Genomic DNA, 17,161 nt, shown 5'->3' on the forward strand with positions numbered 1-17,161 from the left:
GGCAGGACCTCCGGTTGCGCTCAATTCGTACCCAGGCAGTCGTCGACGAACCCGGCCACCGCGGGCGCCAGCCGCGCGGTGTGCCGGTCGAAGAACTCGGCGGCGCCCGCGCCCGGCCACCGCGCGGGCAGCAGCTCGCGCGGCAGCCCCGGGTCGCGGAACAGGAACTTGCGCCACGCGTGCAGCAGCCGCTGCGACGCCGCGAACGCCCCCGCGGGCGACGTACCGTCCACAGCGGACATGACCGGCCCCCACTCGGCGGTGAACCGCGCGTAGTCGCGCCCCAGGTCCGCCAGGTCCCAGGCGCGGGCCGCCAGCTCCGCCGCGTCCCCCTCGTGCTCGCCGAGGAACGTGCCGCCCCGCACCCCCTCGGCCGCCAGCACGTCCGCCAGCTCCGCCGACGGGCGCGGCGAGATCCAGGTCACGGGCCCCAGCGCGCCGTAGCCCAGCAGCTGGAGCGAGGACGCCAGCCGCTCCCGCGCCTCCCGCGCCGGCACCTCCTCCAGCACCACCACGTGCCAGCGACCGTCCCACGTGGACGGCCGGGTGCGGTAGATGCGGGCCGCGGCCTCGTCCAGCCGCCGCTCCGCGCGGGGCGTCATCGCGTAGCCGGGACCGGCCGGCAGCCGCACCGGCGCCAGCCAGCCCTGCCGGACCGTCCGCGACACCGCCGTGCGCACCGCGGGCGCGGCGAACTCCAGCGGCTCCAGCAACCGGACCAGCGCGGCGATCGTCGCCGCGCCACCCCGCTCGCGGAGGTGGCCGCCGTAGACGTCGAAGAGCGCGGAACGGGCTCGCACGAGAGCCGAGTGTGTCAGGGCGGGCCCACGACACGCCACAGGGCGGTGATCGGTCACGGGAGGGTGACGGTTGCCGGCGCGCGCGGAAGTCGTTGCGGCACGGCGATCCTGGCCGTGAACAGGGCGTTGGTCAAGATCGCCTGCGGAGTCCACGGCGGTCGGAAAGATCGGTTCGGTTTCGCAGGTGAGTCCGCATAGGGGAGAATGGGGGCGGTATCCGGCCCTGGTCGGACGGGGAAGATGTTGACGGAGGGAGCACGCGATGGCGGCCATGAAGCCCCGGACCGGCGACGGTCCCCTCGAGGTCACCAAGGAGGGGCGCGGCATCGTGATGCGCGTTCCGCTCGAGGGTGGTGGGCGCCTCGTCGTCGAGATGTCGGCGGACGAGGCCAACGCCCTGGGCGACGCCCTCAAGGCAGCCGCTGGCTGACCAGCCGGAGCGAGACAGCGTCGAGCAGCCCCGGTTTCCACTGTGGAACCGGGGCATCGCTACGTCGGCGCACCACGCCGTGACCAGCGCCTTTCCCCGTGAACACCGCCCGAGCCGAGGAGCACCCGTGCGCGCACCCCTGCCCACCCCGCCGGTCGCCGTCGAGGCGGCCACCACCCTCCGACGGGGTGTGCCCGCGGTGCTCGTCGCGTTCCCCGGCGACCCCGTGCGCCTCGGTCCGGGCGGCGGGGACGTCCCCACCGGCGTCACCGGCAAGGCCGGCGCCACCACCAGGCACGACGGCACCTGGTACGTCGGCGCGGGCGACGGCGCGCCCGGCGACTGGCGCACCGCGGGCGCGTCCCTGATCAGGGCCCTGCACGGCGACGCCGAGCAGGGCGGCCCCACCTCCCTCGACGTCCGGCTGCCCGCCGACCTCGACCCCGCCGCCGTCGAGGCGTTCGCCCTGGGCGCCGCCCTCGGCGGCTACCGCTACCGGATCACCGGGACGGAGGCGCCCAAGCGGGTGAAGTCCCTGCGCCTGGTCACTGCGGACGCGGCCGCCGTGGACCGGTCCGCCACCCTCGCCGCGGTCACCTCCCTGGCCCGCGACCTCGCCAACACCCCGTCCAACGTCAAGGACCCGGCCTGGCTCGCCGCCGCCGCCGTGCGCGCCGCCCGCGACGTCCCCGGCCTGGACGTGCGGGTCCGCGACGAGCGGTGGCTGGCCGACCGGGGCTTCGGCGGCGTCCTCGCCGTCGGCGGCGGCTCCGCCAGGCCGCCCAGGCTCGTGGAACTCACCTGGTCCGGAGCCGGTTCCGGCGGCGGTTCCGGCGGCGGTTCCGGCGGCCCCCACCTGGTCCTGGTCGGCAAGGGCATCACCTTCGACACCGGCGGCATCTCCATCAAGCCCGCCCAGGGGATGCACCTGATGCGCACGGACATGTCCGGCGGGGCCGCCGTCATCGCCGCCCTCGTCGGCATCGCCCGCCTCCGCCTGCCGCTGCGCGTCACCGGCCTGGTGCCGGCCGCCGAGAACCACGTGTCGGGCTCCGCCTACCGGCCCGGGGACGTGATCAGGCACTACGGCGGGACCACCACGGAGGTCACCAACACCGACGCGGAGGGCAGGCTCGTCCTGGCCGACGCGCTGGCCTACGCCGTGCGCACGCTGGCCCCGGACCACCTGGTGGACGTCGCCACCCTGACCGGGGCGATGAAGGTCACCCTCGGCGTGCGCACCGGGGGCCTGTTCGCCACCGACGACGACCTGGCGGCCCGGCTGCTCGGGGCCGGCGAGGCGGCGGGGGAGCGGTGGTGGCGCATGCCGCTGCTGGAGGACGCGGCGGAGGACGTGCGCAGCGACATCGCGGACGTCCGCCAGTGCCCTCCCGGGCCGGGCGGCATCACGGCGGCGCTGTTCCTGCGCGAGTTCACCGGGGAGGTGCCGTGGGCCCACCTGGACATCGCGGGGCCGGCGCGGGCGGACAAGGCGCACGACGAGGTCGTGCCGGGTGCGACGGGCTTCGCGGCCCGGACGCTGATCGGGCTGGCCGAGAGCTGGGTCGGGGCGGACGGCGCGGCGGGCGGCGACACGATGGGGTGATCATCGGCGGGAGGATGTACGAAAACGGGGGGTCCGGCACTCGGTTAGAGCATGAGGAACCGCGACCCCCGCCACACCCCCGCTGACGTCCACCGCCGCCCCCCACGGGACCCGCCGGTCCCGCCGGCCCTGCTGCCCCCGCCGTGCCGACCGCCGCCGGGCTCCCTGAGCCGACCCGCCGCCGGCCCGAATCCCGTGGCCCGACCGCCACCAGCCCCGGCCCCGTGGCCCGACCGCCGCCGGCCCGAGTCCTGTGGCCCGACCGCTGCCGGCCCGAGCCCGCAGCCCGACCGCCGCCGGCTCCCTGAGCCGACCGCCACCAGCCCGAGCCCCTCCCCGCAGCCCGACCGCCGCTGGCCCGAGCCCTCGCAGCCCGACCCGCCGCCCGAGCCCGCGCAGCCCCACCCGCGCCCGAGCCCCCGCCGCAGCCCGAGCCCGGCGAGGCTCAGAAGTCCAGCGCCACCACCCCGGGCTCCCCACCACCCACGGACACCGTCCCCAGCTGAGGCAACGTCACCGTCCCCGCCACCACGGAGAACCGCACCGACCGCACGTCCTCCGGCACCTCGAACACCACCGCGACCGGCATCGTGTCCCCACCGTGCCGGGCCCCCACGAACCGCGCCCGACTCCCGTCCGGCAACTCCGCCACCAGCAGCCGCGCGGTCTCCCAGGCCCCCACCACCGTCGGCAGCCCGTGCCCCTGCAACCGCAGCTCCAGCAGCGCCGTCCCGGGCCCCGCCGTGGCCAGCTCGTACTGGTCGCTGAACGCCACCGGCCGCTGCCGCCCCAGCCGCGCCCGCACGACCTCGACCGACCCGGTCGCAGTCCCGACCGTCGCGGGCGTCGACACGGACGTCGACTCCGGCCCGGGTGCCCGCCGCAGCACCCCCGCCACCGCCCCGGTCACCTGCCCGGACGGCACCTCGACCCGCTGCTCCAGCGACTTCGCGCCCACGGTGTTCAGCACCAGCGCCTCGGCCCCGCCACCCCCGGCGGTGGGCACCGTGTAGACCACCAGCACCGACCCCTGCTCCGGCAACCGGTCGGCGGGCAGCCGGTGCCGCCGGCCCGGCACGTCCAGCGACAGCTCCGGCGGCTGCGGCAGCCAGCCGCGCCACGGGGTCTGCCGGAACGCCGAGTCGACCTCGCCGTGCCGCGTCACGGCCAACCGCAGCACCCGCAGCTCGACCCCGTGCTCCGCCCGCAGCTCACCGGCGTCCGTCGACCACGCCGCGGGCTTCGCGTACCCGGTGACCCGCACCTCCAGCTGGTCGTCCCGGACGAACGCGGACGCCGCCTCCACCTGCTGCCCCTCGTCCGGCAGCACGGCCAGGAAGTCCGGCCCCGCCTCACCGACGCCCTGGTCGGCGACCGCCTCCCGCCCGTCGGTGCGCACCAGCTTCCCCACCGGCGTGCTCCGCGCGCCGGGTGCGGGCACCTGCGGCGGCTGCACCTCCAGCCGCACCCCGGACCCGGTCCGCTCGACCTCCTTCAGCGGCACCGGCACCCAGTCGGTGGTGGCCGCGGTGCCGGGCACCTGCACCGGGCCGCACCACAGCCGGCTGTCCACGTCGAACAGCTTCCCGGTCCGGGCGAACCAGCAGCTCACGGCCGCTCCACCGGTGCGCGCCACGTACCCGAAGGACAGCGTGTAGCTCAGCTCCGCCTCGGCCCGCGCCTGCAACGCCGGCGCGTCCAGGACCGGTTGCCCGTCCAGGGTCAACCGCACCTGTTCAGCGCTGAACGCGGGCGTCGCGCACCCCGCGGTCACCAGTGCCAGCAGGAGGACACCCCACCGCATCCACAACCCCCAGTAGTCGACCTCCTACTGGTAAAGGCGATCGCCACCCCTCGGGGTTGCACTCGAACGGTCGTGACGAATATCACACCGGGGTTTGAAGATCAGCTGACGCCGTTCAGGGCGGCCCGGTACACCTCCACCGTCCGCTCCGCGACCGACGCCCACGAGAAGTCGCGCACCGCCCGCTCCCGCCCGGCCGCGCCGAACGCCGCCGCCCGCACCGGGTCGCCCAGCACCTCGTTCACCGCGTCCGCCAACCCCGCCCGGTACGTCTCCACGTCGTCCTCGTCGTAGTGCACCAGCAGCCCGGTCTCCCCGTGCTCCACGACCTCCGGGATGCCGCCCACGTCGGACGCCACCACCGCCGTCCCGCACGCCATCGCCTCCAGGTTCACGATCCCCAGCGGCTCGTACACCGACGGGCACACGAACACCGTCGAGTGGCTCAGCACCTGCCGGACCTCCTCCGCCGGCAGCATCTGCTGGATCCAGAACACCCCCGGCCGCGCCGCCGCCAGCCGCGCCACCGCCCGCTGCGTCTCCTCGGCGATCTCCGGCGTGTCCGGCGCGCCCGCGCACAGCACCACCTGCGCGTCGGGGGCGAACCGGTGCGCGGCGGCGACCAGGTGCCCGACACCCTTCTGCCGAGTGATCCGCCCCACGAAAGTCACGATCGGTCGCCCCGGGTCGATGCCGTGCCGCTCCAGCGCGTCGGTCTCCGGCACCGGCCGGTAGGCCACCGCGTCGATGCCGTTGCGCACGACGTGCACGCGCGCCGGGTCCAGTGCCGGGTAGCAGTCCAGCACGTCGGCCCGCATCCCCTCGCTCACCGCGATCACCGCGTCCGCCGCCTCGTACGCGGTGCGCTCCACCCACGACGACACCCGGTACCCGCCACCCAGCTGCTCCGCCTTCCACGGCCGGCGCGGCTCCAGCGAGTGCGCGGTCACCACGTGGGGGGTGCCGTGGAGCAGTTTCGCCAGGTGACCGGCCATGTTGGCGTACCAGGTGTGGGAGTGCGCGAGCTGCACGCCACCCAGCGCCGCCGCCATCCCCAGGTCCACCGACAGCGTGGCCAGCGCGGCGTTCGCCCCCTCCAACCCGGGTGCCGGGACGTGCGCCCGGGCGTCCGCGCGCGGACCACCGAAGGCGTGCACGTCGACCTCGATCAGCTCGCGCAACCTCGGCACCAGGAAACCGACGTGCACCCCGGCGCCGCCGTAGACCTCCGGCGGGTACTCACGTGTCAGCAGTCCAATTCGCACCGGCTCACCGTAACCCCGCGGCCCCGGCAGCCGGGTGAACGGCGGCGGCTGCGTTAGTTCGCCGTTGGTGAGGTGGTGCTCACCCGGTTAGGGTCGTTGCTGTGAAAGGGCAACCGCACGTTCTGGGAATTGTCCTCGCCGGGGGCGAGGGCAAACGGTTGTGGCCGTTGACCGCCGACCGGGCAAAACCGGCGGTGCCCTTCGGCGGGAACTACCGGCTGGTGGACTTCGTCCTGTCCAACCTGGTGAACGCGGGTTTCGTCAAGCTCTGCGTGCTCACCCAGTACAAATCCCATTCCCTGGACCGGCACATCTCCACCACCTGGCGGCTGTCCAATGTGCTCGGGCAGTACGTCACGCCGGTCCCGGCACAGCAGCGGCTCGGCCCCCGCTGGTACACCGGCAGCGCCGATGCCATCTTCCAGTCGCTGAACCTCGTCAACGACGAGAAGCCCGAGCACGTGGTGGTCTTCGGCGCCGACCACGTCTACCGGATGGACCCCGGCCAGATGGTCGAGCAGCACGTCGAGACCGGCGCGGGCGTCACCGTGGCGGGCATCCGGGTGCCGCGGGCCGAGGCCAAGGCGTTCGGGTGCATCGACTCCGACGAGTTCGGGGTGATCACCCGGTTCCTGGAGAAGCCCTCCGACCCGCCGCACGTGCCCGGCGACCCGGAGGTCACGTTCGCCTCGATGGGCAACTACGTCTTCCGGACCGAGGCGCTGATCGAGGCGCTGCGCACGGACGCGGCCAACCCCGACTCCGACCACGACATGGGCGGCGACATCATCCCGATGCTCGTCGACCAGGGGCGGGCCCACGTCTACGACTTCGGCGACAACGGCGTGCCCGGGGAGACCGACCGCGACCGCGGGTACTGGCGCGACGTCGGCACCATCGACGCCTATTACGAGGCCCACATGGACCTGGTGTCGGTGCGACCGGTGTTCAACCTCTACAACCAGGCGTGGCCGATCCGCACCGCGACCCCGCCGCTGCCGCCGGCGAAGTTCATCGCGGGCGGCAGCGCGGAGGACTCGATGGTGGGGCCGGGGTCGATCATCTCCGGCACCGTGCACGGGTCGGTGGTGTCGTCGGACGTGGTGGTCGAGACCGGGTCGGTGGTGCAGGGCAGCGTGCTGCTGCCCGGCGTGCGGATCGGGCGCGGCGCCGTGGTGCGGCGGGCGATCCTGGACAAGAACGTCGTGGTGCCGGACGGCGCGCTGATCGGCGTCGACCCCGCGATGGACCGGCAGCGGTACACGGTGTCGGCCGGCGGGGTGACCGTGCTCGGCAAGGGCATCACGGCCGAGTGACGCGGGGCGGCGGGGCCTGGCCGTGGGTGCCGGGCCCAGCGCCCCCGTCCCCGTCCCCGTCCCCGTTCCCGCCTGCGCTCCCGCCTGCCCGGTGCGCGGCCGGGTCGGCGCGTGATCCGTCAGACGTCCTCGCCCAGGGCGTGACCGGTGGTCGCGTCGACGTGGTCGGGAACCTCGTCGTGCCGGTCCCCGACGCTCGACGTCCCGCTGGGCTCGACCACCATGATCCGCGCCCCACCCCTCGACGACGGCTTGTGCCGCGCGCCCCTGGGCACCACGAACACGTCCCCCTGCCCCAGCCGGACGGTGCGCTCCTCCAGCGCGATCTCCAGTTCACCCTCCAGCACCAAGAAGAACTCGTCCGTGTGATCGTGCGCGTGCCACAGGTGCTCACCCCGGACCTTGGCCACGCGGATGTCGTAGTCGTTCACGGTCGTGACGATGCGCGGGCTCCACAGGGCGTCGAAGCTGGCCAGCGCGTTACCCAGGTTGATCGGCTCCATCGCCTGATCGTGGGCTGTTCCCACCCGGACGTGGAAGTGCTAGGAACCGCACATGCCGCCAGGATCCTCGCACCACGTGGTGATGATCGTCGACTCCGGCTCGAACCCGTTCGAGATGGGCGTCGGCACCGAGCTGTTCGGCCTGGCGCGCCCGGAGCTGGGCGAGGACCGGCCGTGGTACTCGTTCACGCTGTGCGCCCTCGGCCCGGTCCGCATGAACCACGGCTTTTTCACCCTCACGGGTGTCCCTGACCTGAGCGAAGCGGACCGCGCGGACACCCTGATCGTGTCGAACCGCCCGGACAGCTGGGTCCGCCCGCCGCAACCCCTGCTCGACGCCGTGATCCGCGCCCACGACCGCGGCGCGCGCCTGGTCAGCTTCTGCACGGGCGCGTTCACCCTGGCGCACGCGGGCCTGCTGGACGGTCGCCGGGCCACCACGCACTGGCGGTGGGCCGACCTGTTCCGCGACCTGTTCCCCCAGGTCACGCTGGTCCCCGACGTCCTGTACGTCCAGGACGGCCCCATCCACACCGCCGCCGGCAGCGCCGCCGCCCTCGACCTGGGCCTGCACCTGATCCGCGAGGACCACGGCACCGAGGTGGTCAACACCGTCTCCCGCCGCCTGGTGTTCGCCGCCCACCGCGACGGCGGCCAGCGCCAGTTCGTCACCCGCCCGGTGCCCGAGGTCCCGGACGAGTCGCTCGGACCGGTCCTCACCTGGGCCCGCGCCAACCTGCACGAGCCGCTGACCGTCGCCTCGCTGGCCACCCGGGCCGCGGTCAGCCAGGCCACGCTGCACCGGCGGTTCCGGGCCGAGCTGGGCACCACCCCGCTGGCCTGGCTGACCGCAGAGCGCGTGGACCTGGCGCGCAGCCTCATCGAGCGCGGCGAGTCCCGGCTCGACGTGGTCGCCCGCCGCAGCGGGCTGGGGTCGGCGGCCAACCTGCGGGTCCAGTTCCACCGCCGTACCGGGCTCGCCCCCAGCGCCTACCGTCGCCGGTTCGGGCCGTGAGCGGGTCGGTGCAGGTGGGGCGGGGCAGGTGGGGCGGGGCAGGTGGGGCAGGGCAGGCGGGGCGGGGCAGACGGAGCGAGGTGGAGCGGGTGGGGCGTGCCGGGGTGTAGCGGTCAGGGGTGGTGGTCGGGCTCCTCATTCATTTCAACCGATGATCGGGAACACCGTTTCCGTACATCTTCGGCCGATGTTCACCCAATCGTGTGACCAGGCGAAACACCCCCGCACCCCCACCCCAGAGCGGTTCCGGCCCCCCGCTCACCCCGCCTTCGCCGCCACCAGCAGCCCGTCGCCCAGCGGCAGGATCACCGGCACCAGGCGCTCGTCGTCGCGCACGGCCTTCGCCACCTCCCGCATCGCCACCGTGTCGGCGTCCCGGTGCGACGGGTCGACCACCCGCCCGTGCCACAGCACGTTGTCGAACGCGATCACCCCGCCCGGCCGCAGCAGCCGCACCCCCTCCCGCAGGTAACCGGGGTACTCCGCCTTCGCCGCGTCCACGAACACCAGGTCGTACGCGCCGTCCGCCAACCGGGGCAGCACCTCCAGCGCCCGCCCGGTGATCAGCCGCGTCCGCGACACCGCGATCCCGGCCTCCGCGAACGCCACCCGCGCCGCCCGCTGGTGCTCCGCCCGCACGTCGATCGAGGTCAGCACCCCCGCCGCCGGCATCCCGCCGAGCAGGTAGAGGGCGCCCACGCCCGCTCCGGTGCCGACCTCGACCACGGCCTTGGCCCGCAGCGCGGCCGCCAGGAACCGCAGCGCCGCCCCGCCACCGGCCCCGATCGGCACGCAGCCCAGCTCGGCGCCGCGACCCCGGGCCGCCGCCAGCACCGGGTCCTCGGGCAGGTAGTGCTCCACGTACTCGCGCGTAGGCGCATCCACAGCAGGAAGGCTAACGCCGACGGCGGCCGTCCGGGGCCGGCTCCGCCGAGCCGTGATTCTCAGCCTGCTCTCAGCCGCCTCTCACCATCGTTATAAGGGGACCGGTCAGGCTGGTCGCAGCGCAGGACCAACGGGAACACGCGAGGCACGCCGAGCGTTGACCCGTGCAGCAGGGCATCCAGCCCACTGGAGGTGCTCAACCCCCCGATGCCGAAGCAGTCGACCGCCACACCGACCGCGCCCATCGAGGACGCGGAGTGGACCGTGCCCTCGTGGGACCAGGTCGTGCGCGAGCACGCCGACCGGGTCTACCGGTTGGCCTACCGCCTCACCGGCAACCAGCACGACGCCGAGGACCTCACCCAGGAGACCTTCATCCGGGTCTTCCGCTCGCTCGCGTCGTACAAACCCGGCACGTTCGAGGGCTGGCTGCACCGCATCACCACGAACCTCTTCCTCGACATGGCCCGCCGCCGCTCGCGCGTGCGCATGGAGGCCCTGCCCGAGGAGCACGACCGCATCCGGGGCGACGACCCGAGCCCGGAGGAGGTCTACGACGAGACCCACCTGGACCCGGAGCTCCAGGCCGCGCTGGACGAGCTGCCGCCCGAGTTCCGCGCCGCCGTGGTGCTGTGCGACGTGGAGGGGCTCTCCTACGAGGAGATCGGCGCCACCCTGGGCATCAAACTGGGTACGGTGAGGAGCAGGATCCACCGGGGCCGCCAGGCCCTGCGGTTGGAGATGGAACGCCGTCGGGGTCTTGTTCGGGAGGACTCTGCATGACCGACCTGCGAGGTTGGCAACTGCCCGAGCAGCACCTGCTGCCCGACGCGGTGGTCGCCTTCGTCGACGGTGAGCTGTCCGCCTCGGCCCACGGTCGGGCGGCCGCCCACCTGGCGCGCTGCCCGTTCTGCGCGGCCGAGGCGTACTCGCAGCAGCAGGCGAGCTCCGCGGTGCGGGCCGCGCCGACCCCGTGCGCACCGGCCGGCCTGCTGGCCAGGCTGGGCGCGATCCCGGAGCAGGTCGAGCTGCCCAGCGCGCCCGACAACCTCGCGGTCACCGAGGACGGCCAGCTGGTCACCGTGCAGCGGCCCGACCGGGTGACCTTCGGCACGGGACCCGTCCTGGGCCAGAGCCGCCCTTTCGGCACCGGCGGCGGTAGCCGCCTCGGCGGCAGGCGGGCCCGGCACGGCGCCGGCGTCGTCGTCTCCGGGCTGATGCTCGGCGCGCTCGCCCTCGTCGTCCCCGGCGACGACCCCTCGCCCTCGCCCGCGCAGGGCACCACCCCGCCGCCCCTGCCCGCGGTCGCGCCGTCGCCCTCCTCGGCCGAGCGCGTGGACGTGCTGCGCCCGGTCGCGGACCTGGGTCGCTGACGGCGACTTCACCGCTCGGCGGGCACGATTGCCCCGCGACAGGTTTTGCGTGACGACGTGCGGGGAGCGATGAGCGAGCCAGAGCAGGGCAACGGGACCCCCAGGTCGGGCGTCGACGACGGGGCGCACCGCAGGCTCGCGCCCCGCCCCCTGGCCCGCCCGGCCGTCGACCCCGGTCAGGCCGCCGCGTTCGGCCGGCCGCGGGACGTGCCCGGCGCGTTCGCCGCCGACCGCCCGGCCCCCCACACCAACGGCAGCGGCCCGGTGCGGCTCGCGCCGCCACCGCCGGAGGCGCTGGCCACGGCGTTCGGCCGGCCGCGGGACGACGCGGGCACGCGCCTCCAGCGCCCGCCGCTGGACCTCCACGGCGAACCCGAGGTGGAGCCGGTCTTCTGGGAGGGCAGGCCCGCGGGCGACGCGTGGCGCGACCCGGGCGCCTCGGCCGTGATCGGACCGCCCGCGGTGACCGAGGAGTCCGCGCCCGCGGCGAAGCCCGAGACCCGGACCGGGGCGCAGCTGAGCGTGCCCGAGCTGCTGTTCGGGCGGCGCGTGAAGCCCACGGCCCTGGTGCTGCTGCTGGCGGCGGCGCTGCTGGTCGGCGCGGGCGGCGGCGTGGTCGGCTGGCTGCTGGGCCGCGTGGGCAACCCGCTCACCGACGGCGGCGTGACGCTGGCCGAGGTCAAGCCCGCCAAGGAGCGCCCGGTCGGCTCGGTCGCCGACATCGCGGGCCGGGTCACGCCCAGCGTGGTGTCGATCGAGTTCAAGGGCGCCAACGTGGCGGGCGTCGGCTCGGGCGTGGTCATCGACGGCGCGGGCTACGTGCTCACCAACGACCACGTGGTCGCGCCGGCCGTGCAGGACACGTCGGCCAAGCTGACCGTGGTGTTCACCGACGGCAAGCGGGCCGTGGCGCAGGTCGTGGGCCGCGACTCCAAGACCGACCTCGCGGTGATCAAGGTCGAGGTGGAGAACCCGACCGTGCTGCGGTTCGGCGACTCCGACGAGCTGGCCGTGGGCGACACGGTGCTGGCCATCGGCTCCCCGCTGTCGCTGTCGAACACGGTCACCGAGGGCATCGTCAGCGCCCTGCACCGCCCGGTGACCGCGGCGGGCGAGAACGGCGGCCCCCAGGTCACCTACGACGCGATCCAGACCGACGCGGCCATCAACCCCGGCAACTCCGGCGGCGCGCTGGTCGACTCGTCCGGCGCGCTGGTCGGCATCAACTCGTCCATCCGCACCGAGACCGGCGGCTCCGTCGGCCTCGGGTTCGCCATCACCGGCAACTACGCGCGCCGCATCTCGCAGGCGCTGATCCGCGACGGCGAGGTCAAGCACGCGGACCTGAACCTCAACGCCCGCTCGGCGTCCGCGGAGACCGCGGAGGGCGCGCAGGTGCAGAACGTCCTGGAGGGCGGCGCCGCCTCGGCCGCCGGCATCCAGGAGGAGGACGTGATCATCCGCGTCGGGGACCGGCTGGTGCGCAACGCCGCCGAGCTGACCGTCGCGGTGCGGGAGCGCGAGATCGGGGAGACGGTGCCGGTCGTGCTGGTCAGGCAGGGCCGGGAGCTGACCGTGCAGGTGACCCTGCGCTCCGACTGACGGTTAGGCTGGTCGTCGAGACCGGGGGCGGAAGGTGGGGCACGCGCGTGTTCGACAGCATCGGATGGGTCGAGGTCCTGGTCATCGTCGTCGCGGGCCTGTTCATCCTGGGCCCGGAGCGGCTGCCGTCGGCGGCGGCCTGGGTGGGTCGGACGATCCGCCAGGTGCGCGAGTACGCGACCGGCGCGCGCGACCAGCTCAAGCAGGAGATGGGGCCGGAGTTCGAGCAGCTGCGCAAGCCGCTGGAGGACCTGCGGGAGCTGCGGAACTTCGACCCGAAGCGGGCGATCACCAAGCACCTGTGGGACGACGAGCCGAGCGAGAAGCCGAACGGCTACCCGACGACGCCCCGGCCGCAGCCCCAGGTCCCGGCCGAGCGGCCGCTGGAGCGCGGCGAGCGGCCGCCGTACGACCCGGACGCGACCTGAGCCGAGCCGGTGGCCGTGGACCGGTGGCCGTGGACCCGGGCCGGCGACCGCGAACCACCGGCTGCGGCCGGAATCCCAGGCACCGACCCTGAGCAGCGGTCCCGAGCAGCGGCTCCAACCAGCGGCCTCGACCACCGGCCCTGACCAGCGGCGACGACGTCGAGCCCCCGTTTTTGTCGGACCCCGGGAGTAAGATCAAAGCAGGGGTCCCCTTGGCGAGGACCCCTGCTTCGACGCACGCGGCCGGTCAGCTCACCGCGAGCCCCTGCTCCGACGCACGCGGGTCGGTCACCCCACCGCGAACCCCCGGTGGGCCGAGGCCGTCCGGGTGATCGTGAACTGCGACCCCGGCTCGACCACCACGTCACCGGTGGCCGAGTTCGTGATGGTCACGTTGGTCAGCGTCGCGCTGCCCCGCGCGCCTCCCTGCGCCAGGATCCCCGCCCCGTGGTTGGACCGGTCGATCCGCACGTTGCTGATCACCACCCCCGACACCGAACCGCCGCCGGACTTGAACTGGATCCCGTCGTAGGTCGAGTCGTGGATCTCGGTGTCCCGGATCACCACGCCGGGGATGTCGCGGCCCTGCGCGAACAGCGTGATGGCCCCGAACTCCTGCTGCTCGCCCCAGAACGCGCCGCCGGTGCGGTGCAGGGCGTTGTTCGCCAGCAGGGTCTGCCCGGAGAACGGCAGCGGGTCGTGGTCGGTGGCCAGCATGATGCCCGGGTAGTTCATCGTGTCGTAGACGAGGTTGTTCTCGGCCCGGTTGCCGTAGCCGCCGTAGATGGCGATGCCGTTCGCCCGCCACGGCAGCTGGATCGTGTTGTTCACGAACGCGTTGCTGTGCGCGACGTCCACGGCGGTGTTCTTGACGTACTGGTTGGCCCAGACCGCCAGGGCGTCGTCGCCGGTGTTGCGGAACGAGGAGTTGAACACCCTGGAGTTGCGGGTGCCGTTGGTGAAGTTGATCCCGTCGGCGTAGGTGTTGCGGATCCTCATCCCGCTGAACTCCAGCCCGTCGCCCGGACCCCACAGCTCGGGGATGTTGCTGTAGTCGCGCCCCACCCACGCGCCGACGTTGGCGTGCTCGATCCACACGTTCGTGATCTTCGTGCCGGGGCCGAAGCGGCCGTTGAGGCCGACTCCGCCCTCCGCGCCGCCCTCGCCGCCGCGGATGCGGCCCGAGCCGAAGATCGCGATGTCGGAGATCCGGGTGTTGGCGTCGATGTCGAAGCCGAAGTTGCCCTCGTGCGGGTGGTTGATCATGCCCGGTGCGAGGTGCGGCTCGATGGTCGAGTACAGCTGCGAGTGCCACATGCCCGCGCCGCGGACGGTGACGTCCTTGATCCCCACCTGGTTGTGCTGGCCGCGGTTGAGCGGGTCGTCGGTGAGGATCTTCCGCTCCTGCCGCCACTGGCCGGCGGGGATCCACACGCACCCGATGACGCCGTTCTGGTCGTCGGTCACGGCCCGCTGGAGGGCGTCGGTGTCGTCGCGGCCGTCGTCGGGCACCGCGCCGTACTCGGTGATCGACGTGCAGCCGGCGGGCTGCGTCGACGGCGGCGCGACCTGCTCCAGGTCGATCAGGTCGATGACGTGGAACGCGGCCGTGTCGGAGGCGTCGCGCTGGAGCTTGAACCGGGTGCCCGACGGGTAGGTGCGCGACAGCAGCGCGTGCGACTCGTCGAACAGCCGCCGCGCGTCGGCCTGCGGCGTGTTGGTCAGGCCCTCGGGGCTGTCGGTGTTGCCGTACAGCCAGCTGTGCTTCGACGTCAGCGTCAGCTTGCGCACGAACACGTCGTCCGCGTACAGGCTGATGCTCGCGTCCGCGCCACCGCCGCCGGGCGCGTCGGGCACCGAGTTGCGCACCACGATCGAGTTGGCCGAGGCGGTGGAGGTGAACTCGACGAAGTGGCCGGTGGCCGACAGCCGCACCGACTGGCGGCCGGACGACTCGGTGGCGAAGTTCGTGTGACCGAACGTGCGCCGCGGGTCGGCCGTGAGCAGGGTGCCCTGGTAGCGGGCGTGCTCGGCCTCGTGCTCGACGTACGGCACGGCCGCGCCGCGCCCGACCACGATGGACCGGCCGAGCGAGTTGTTGTTCTCGTCGGTCTCGGCGACCACGCCGGTCGCGTCGGCCGTCGCGGTGATGGTCGCGCCGCCGTTCGCGGCGGTCCAGGTGCCGCCGAACGCCACCGTCGCGGTCGCGCCGGCCGCGATCGACGGGGTGGTCGCGTTGAGGGTGGCCCCGCCGACGGTCAGCCGGGTGACGGTGGTCGCGCCGGACGCGGACGTGCCCCGGTTCTCGACCGCGGCGGTGAAGGACACCGCCTGCCCGGGGGCCGGGTTCTGCGGGGTCCAGGTGATGCCGGTGACCCGCAGGTCGGGGCCCGGCGCCTGGCCGACGACCAGCGGCGAGGCCGCGGTGAAGGCGTTGTTGTCGTCGTTCTGCTCCACCACCGCGTTGGTCGGGTCGACCGCGGCGGACGCGCGGTAGCTGCCCTGCGGGCGCCGGCCCGCGTCCACGACCGCGGTCGCCGACGTGCCCGCCGCCAGCGCGGGCACCGCCGCGGTGCCCACCACGGCGCCGGCCAGGCTGACGTTGACCGTCGTGGCGGGCGCGGCGGCGGTGCCGGCGTTGCGCACGACCGCCGACAGCCGCACCGCGTCGGTCTCCACCGGGTTCGCGGGCGCCCAGGTCAGCCCGGTCACCACCAGGTCGGGGTTGGGCGCGGACGTGCCGACGACCTGGAGCTCGGCGACCTGCCCGCCGGGCGCGCCGGTGTTGCCGGCGATGGCCAGCCGCAGGTCCGCGACGCGGCCGGTGACCGGGATGGTCACCGAGTTCTGGTTGGTCGACGGGCCGAAGGCGTAGTCGGCGCGGGCCCGCAGGGTGGTGAACCCGGTGGCGGACTGCTCGCGGCCCTGGACCTCGATCGCCTGGGTGCGGCTGCCCCACGACTGGTCCGGGTTGAGCTTGACGACCACCGAGGTGACGTCGGCGTTGGCGCCGAGCCTCACGGTCAGCGTCGACGGGTGCCCGTTGGACTCCCAGTAGGTGGCGAGGTTGCCGTCGGTGGCGTTGGCCGCGACGAACGTGTGCACGGAGGAGGACGCCTCGACCGGCTTGCCGCGCGCCAGGTCCTGCCCGCCGCCGCCCTGGCCGACGCGGGTCACCCGGTTGCTGTCGGGCGACTCGTTGCCCGCCGCGTCGCGGGCCCGCACGGTGTAGGAGACGGTGGCCGTGGCCGGCCGGGTGTCGGTGTGGGTGGTGCCCGCGACCGTCGCGATCGGGGAGCCGTCGCGGTGGACGGTGTAGCCGGTGACGCCCACGTCGTCGGTGGCGGCGGACCAGCTCAGCCGAATCTGCTCGCCGCTCTGGGTGTAGGTCAGGTTCCCGGGCGCGGTCGGGGGGCGGGTGTCGCCGGTCTCCGGGCCGTAGACCTCGACCTCGGCCACCTGCGCGGCGGGCCAGGCGTTGTTGCCGGTGACGTGCACCCGCACGTAGCGGGTCGGGGCGGCGGTGAAGTCGATGGTGGCGGCGTTGCCCGAGCCCGGGTCGAACGCGCGGCCGGCGGCGGGGGCGAGGTCGGTGAACGCCGTGCCGTCGGCGCTGCCCCGGACGGCCGCGGTCTGGGTGCGGGAGCCCCAGCCGGAGGGGAGTTTCAGCACGACGCGGTTGACGCTCGTGGCGGTGCCCAGGTCGACCTGGAGCCACTGCGGGAACGCGTTGTTGGCGCTCTCCCAGTAGGTCTGCGGGTTGCCGTCGTTGCCCTGGGAGGCGGGGTAGCCGGGCTGTGAGGCGCTCGCGGAGACGGCCTTGCCGGCGGCCAGGTTCACCGCCGCAGGGTTCACCGCCGAGGGGTTCGCTGCTGCCGGGTTCGCTGCTGCCGGGTTCACGGGGTCGCCGGACGCGGCGGGGGCGGGGAGGCCGAGGGCCAGCAGGCCGACCGCGAGGAGGCCGCCGATCAGCCGCCGGCGGTGCTGCGTTCGTTTCATGGTGTCCTCTTCGTCGGGGACAACGGGGCGGTGACGCAGCAGGCGCGGCGGTTACCTGCTGGCGGGTTGCAGGTAGTAGCGAAGTTTTTGAGTTGTCTTTGTCGAGTTCTTGCAGTGTTGCGCTCAAAGGTTGCA

At 74.1% G+C, this 17,161-nt stretch carries 14 protein-coding genes; 8 read left to right on the forward strand and 6 right to left on the reverse strand.

Translation table 11 applies throughout. The annotated features are described in order from the left end of the window. Positions 1–20: 20 nt before the first annotated feature. Positions 21–800: a PaaX family transcriptional regulator C-terminal domain-containing protein gene (locus tag Q5530_RS31900; protein ID WP_380638422.1), complete on the reverse strand. Its 780-nt coding sequence runs from the start codon at positions 798–800 to the stop codon at positions 21–23. A 262-nt stretch (positions 801–1,062) separates the two neighbouring features. Between Q5530_RS31900 and Q5530_RS31905 the strand changes: the two genes are divergently transcribed. Continuing rightward, entirely contained in the window at positions 1,063–1,230 is a 168-nt protein-coding gene (locus Q5530_RS31905; protein WP_012783412.1) for a DUF3117 domain-containing protein, read from the forward strand. Between the two features lie 127 nt (positions 1,231–1,357). Continuing rightward, positions 1,358–2,836: a leucyl aminopeptidase family protein gene (locus Q5530_RS31910; RefSeq protein WP_415366533.1), complete on the forward strand. Its 1,479-nt coding sequence runs from the start codon at positions 1,358–1,360 to the stop codon at positions 2,834–2,836. Between the two features lie 445 nt (positions 2,837–3,281). Here Q5530_RS31910 and Q5530_RS31915 read toward each other — a convergent pair whose 3' ends face one another. After that, positions 3,282–4,640 (reverse strand): hypothetical protein, encoded by a 1,359-nt coding sequence (locus Q5530_RS31915; RefSeq protein WP_415366534.1) that lies wholly within the window; start codon positions 4,638–4,640, stop codon positions 3,282–3,284. A 101-nt stretch (positions 4,641–4,741) separates the two neighbouring features. Beyond that, the gene (gene glgA / locus Q5530_RS31920) at positions 4,742–5,905 is read right to left on the reverse strand and encodes a glycogen synthase (RefSeq protein WP_415366535.1); all 1,164 of its coding nucleotides are present in this window, start codon (positions 5,903–5,905) and stop codon (positions 4,742–4,744) included. 101 nt (positions 5,906–6,006) lie between these two features. Here glgA and glgC point away from each other — a divergent pair, with 101 nt between their 5' ends. Further along, entirely contained in the window at positions 6,007–7,221 is a 1,215-nt protein-coding gene (gene glgC, locus Q5530_RS31925) for a glucose-1-phosphate adenylyltransferase (protein ID WP_380638426.1), read from the forward strand. A gap of 119 nt (positions 7,222–7,340) precedes the next feature. Here glgC and Q5530_RS31930 read toward each other — a convergent pair whose 3' ends face one another. Then, positions 7,341–7,724, reverse strand: a complete 384-nt coding sequence (locus tag Q5530_RS31930) for a cupin domain-containing protein (protein WP_415366536.1) — start codon at positions 7,722–7,724, stop codon at positions 7,341–7,343. 52 nt (positions 7,725–7,776) lie between these two features. On the opposite strand from Q5530_RS31930, the gene Q5530_RS31935 reads away from it, so the two are divergent. Beyond that, positions 7,777–8,739 carry a helix-turn-helix domain-containing protein gene (locus Q5530_RS31935; RefSeq protein ID WP_415366537.1) on the forward strand — a complete coding sequence of 321 codons (963 nt, stop codon included), beginning with the start codon at positions 7,777–7,779 and terminating at the stop codon, positions 8,737–8,739. Positions 8,740–8,997: 258 nt separating this feature from the next. Here the strand turns inward: Q5530_RS31935 and Q5530_RS31940 are convergent, their stop codons facing one another. Then, positions 8,998–9,624: an O-methyltransferase gene (locus tag Q5530_RS31940; RefSeq protein WP_415366538.1), complete on the reverse strand. Its 627-nt coding sequence runs from the start codon at positions 9,622–9,624 to the stop codon at positions 8,998–9,000. Positions 9,625–9,831: 207 nt separating this feature from the next. Here Q5530_RS31940 and sigE point away from each other — a divergent pair, with 207 nt between their 5' ends. From sigE to Q5530_RS31960, 4 genes are all read left to right on the forward strand, one after another. Further along, on the forward strand, positions 9,832–10,407 hold the full coding sequence (gene sigE, locus Q5530_RS31945; protein ID WP_380638430.1) for an RNA polymerase sigma factor SigE: 576 nt from the start codon (positions 9,832–9,834) through the stop codon (positions 10,405–10,407). Beyond that, positions 10,404–10,997 (forward strand): anti-sigma factor family protein, encoded by a 594-nt coding sequence (locus tag Q5530_RS31950; protein ID WP_415366539.1) that lies wholly within the window; start codon positions 10,404–10,406, stop codon positions 10,995–10,997. The genes sigE and Q5530_RS31950 overlap by 4 nt, the downstream gene beginning before the upstream one ends. Positions 10,998–11,066: 69 nt before the next feature. Further along, positions 11,067–12,599 carry a trypsin-like peptidase domain-containing protein gene (locus Q5530_RS31955; protein ID WP_415366540.1) on the forward strand — a complete coding sequence of 511 codons (1,533 nt, stop codon included), beginning with the start codon at positions 11,067–11,069 and terminating at the stop codon, positions 12,597–12,599. 47 nt (positions 12,600–12,646) lie between these two features. Then, positions 12,647–13,027: a sec-independent translocase gene (locus Q5530_RS31960; RefSeq protein ID WP_380638433.1), complete on the forward strand. Its 381-nt coding sequence runs from the start codon at positions 12,647–12,649 to the stop codon at positions 13,025–13,027. Positions 13,028–13,315: 288 nt separating this feature from the next. On the opposite strand, the gene Q5530_RS31965 is transcribed toward Q5530_RS31960, so the two are convergent. Continuing rightward, complete coding sequence (locus Q5530_RS31965) at positions 13,316–17,026, reverse strand: CARDB domain-containing protein (protein WP_415366541.1); 3,711 nt, start codon at positions 17,024–17,026, stop codon at positions 13,316–13,318. Positions 17,027–17,161 lie beyond the last annotated feature (135 nt).

Source organism: Saccharothrix sp. BKS2 (genome assembly GCF_047689505.1).
Lineage (GTDB): Bacteria > Actinomycetota > Actinomycetes > Mycobacteriales > Pseudonocardiaceae > Actinosynnema > Actinosynnema lopnurensis.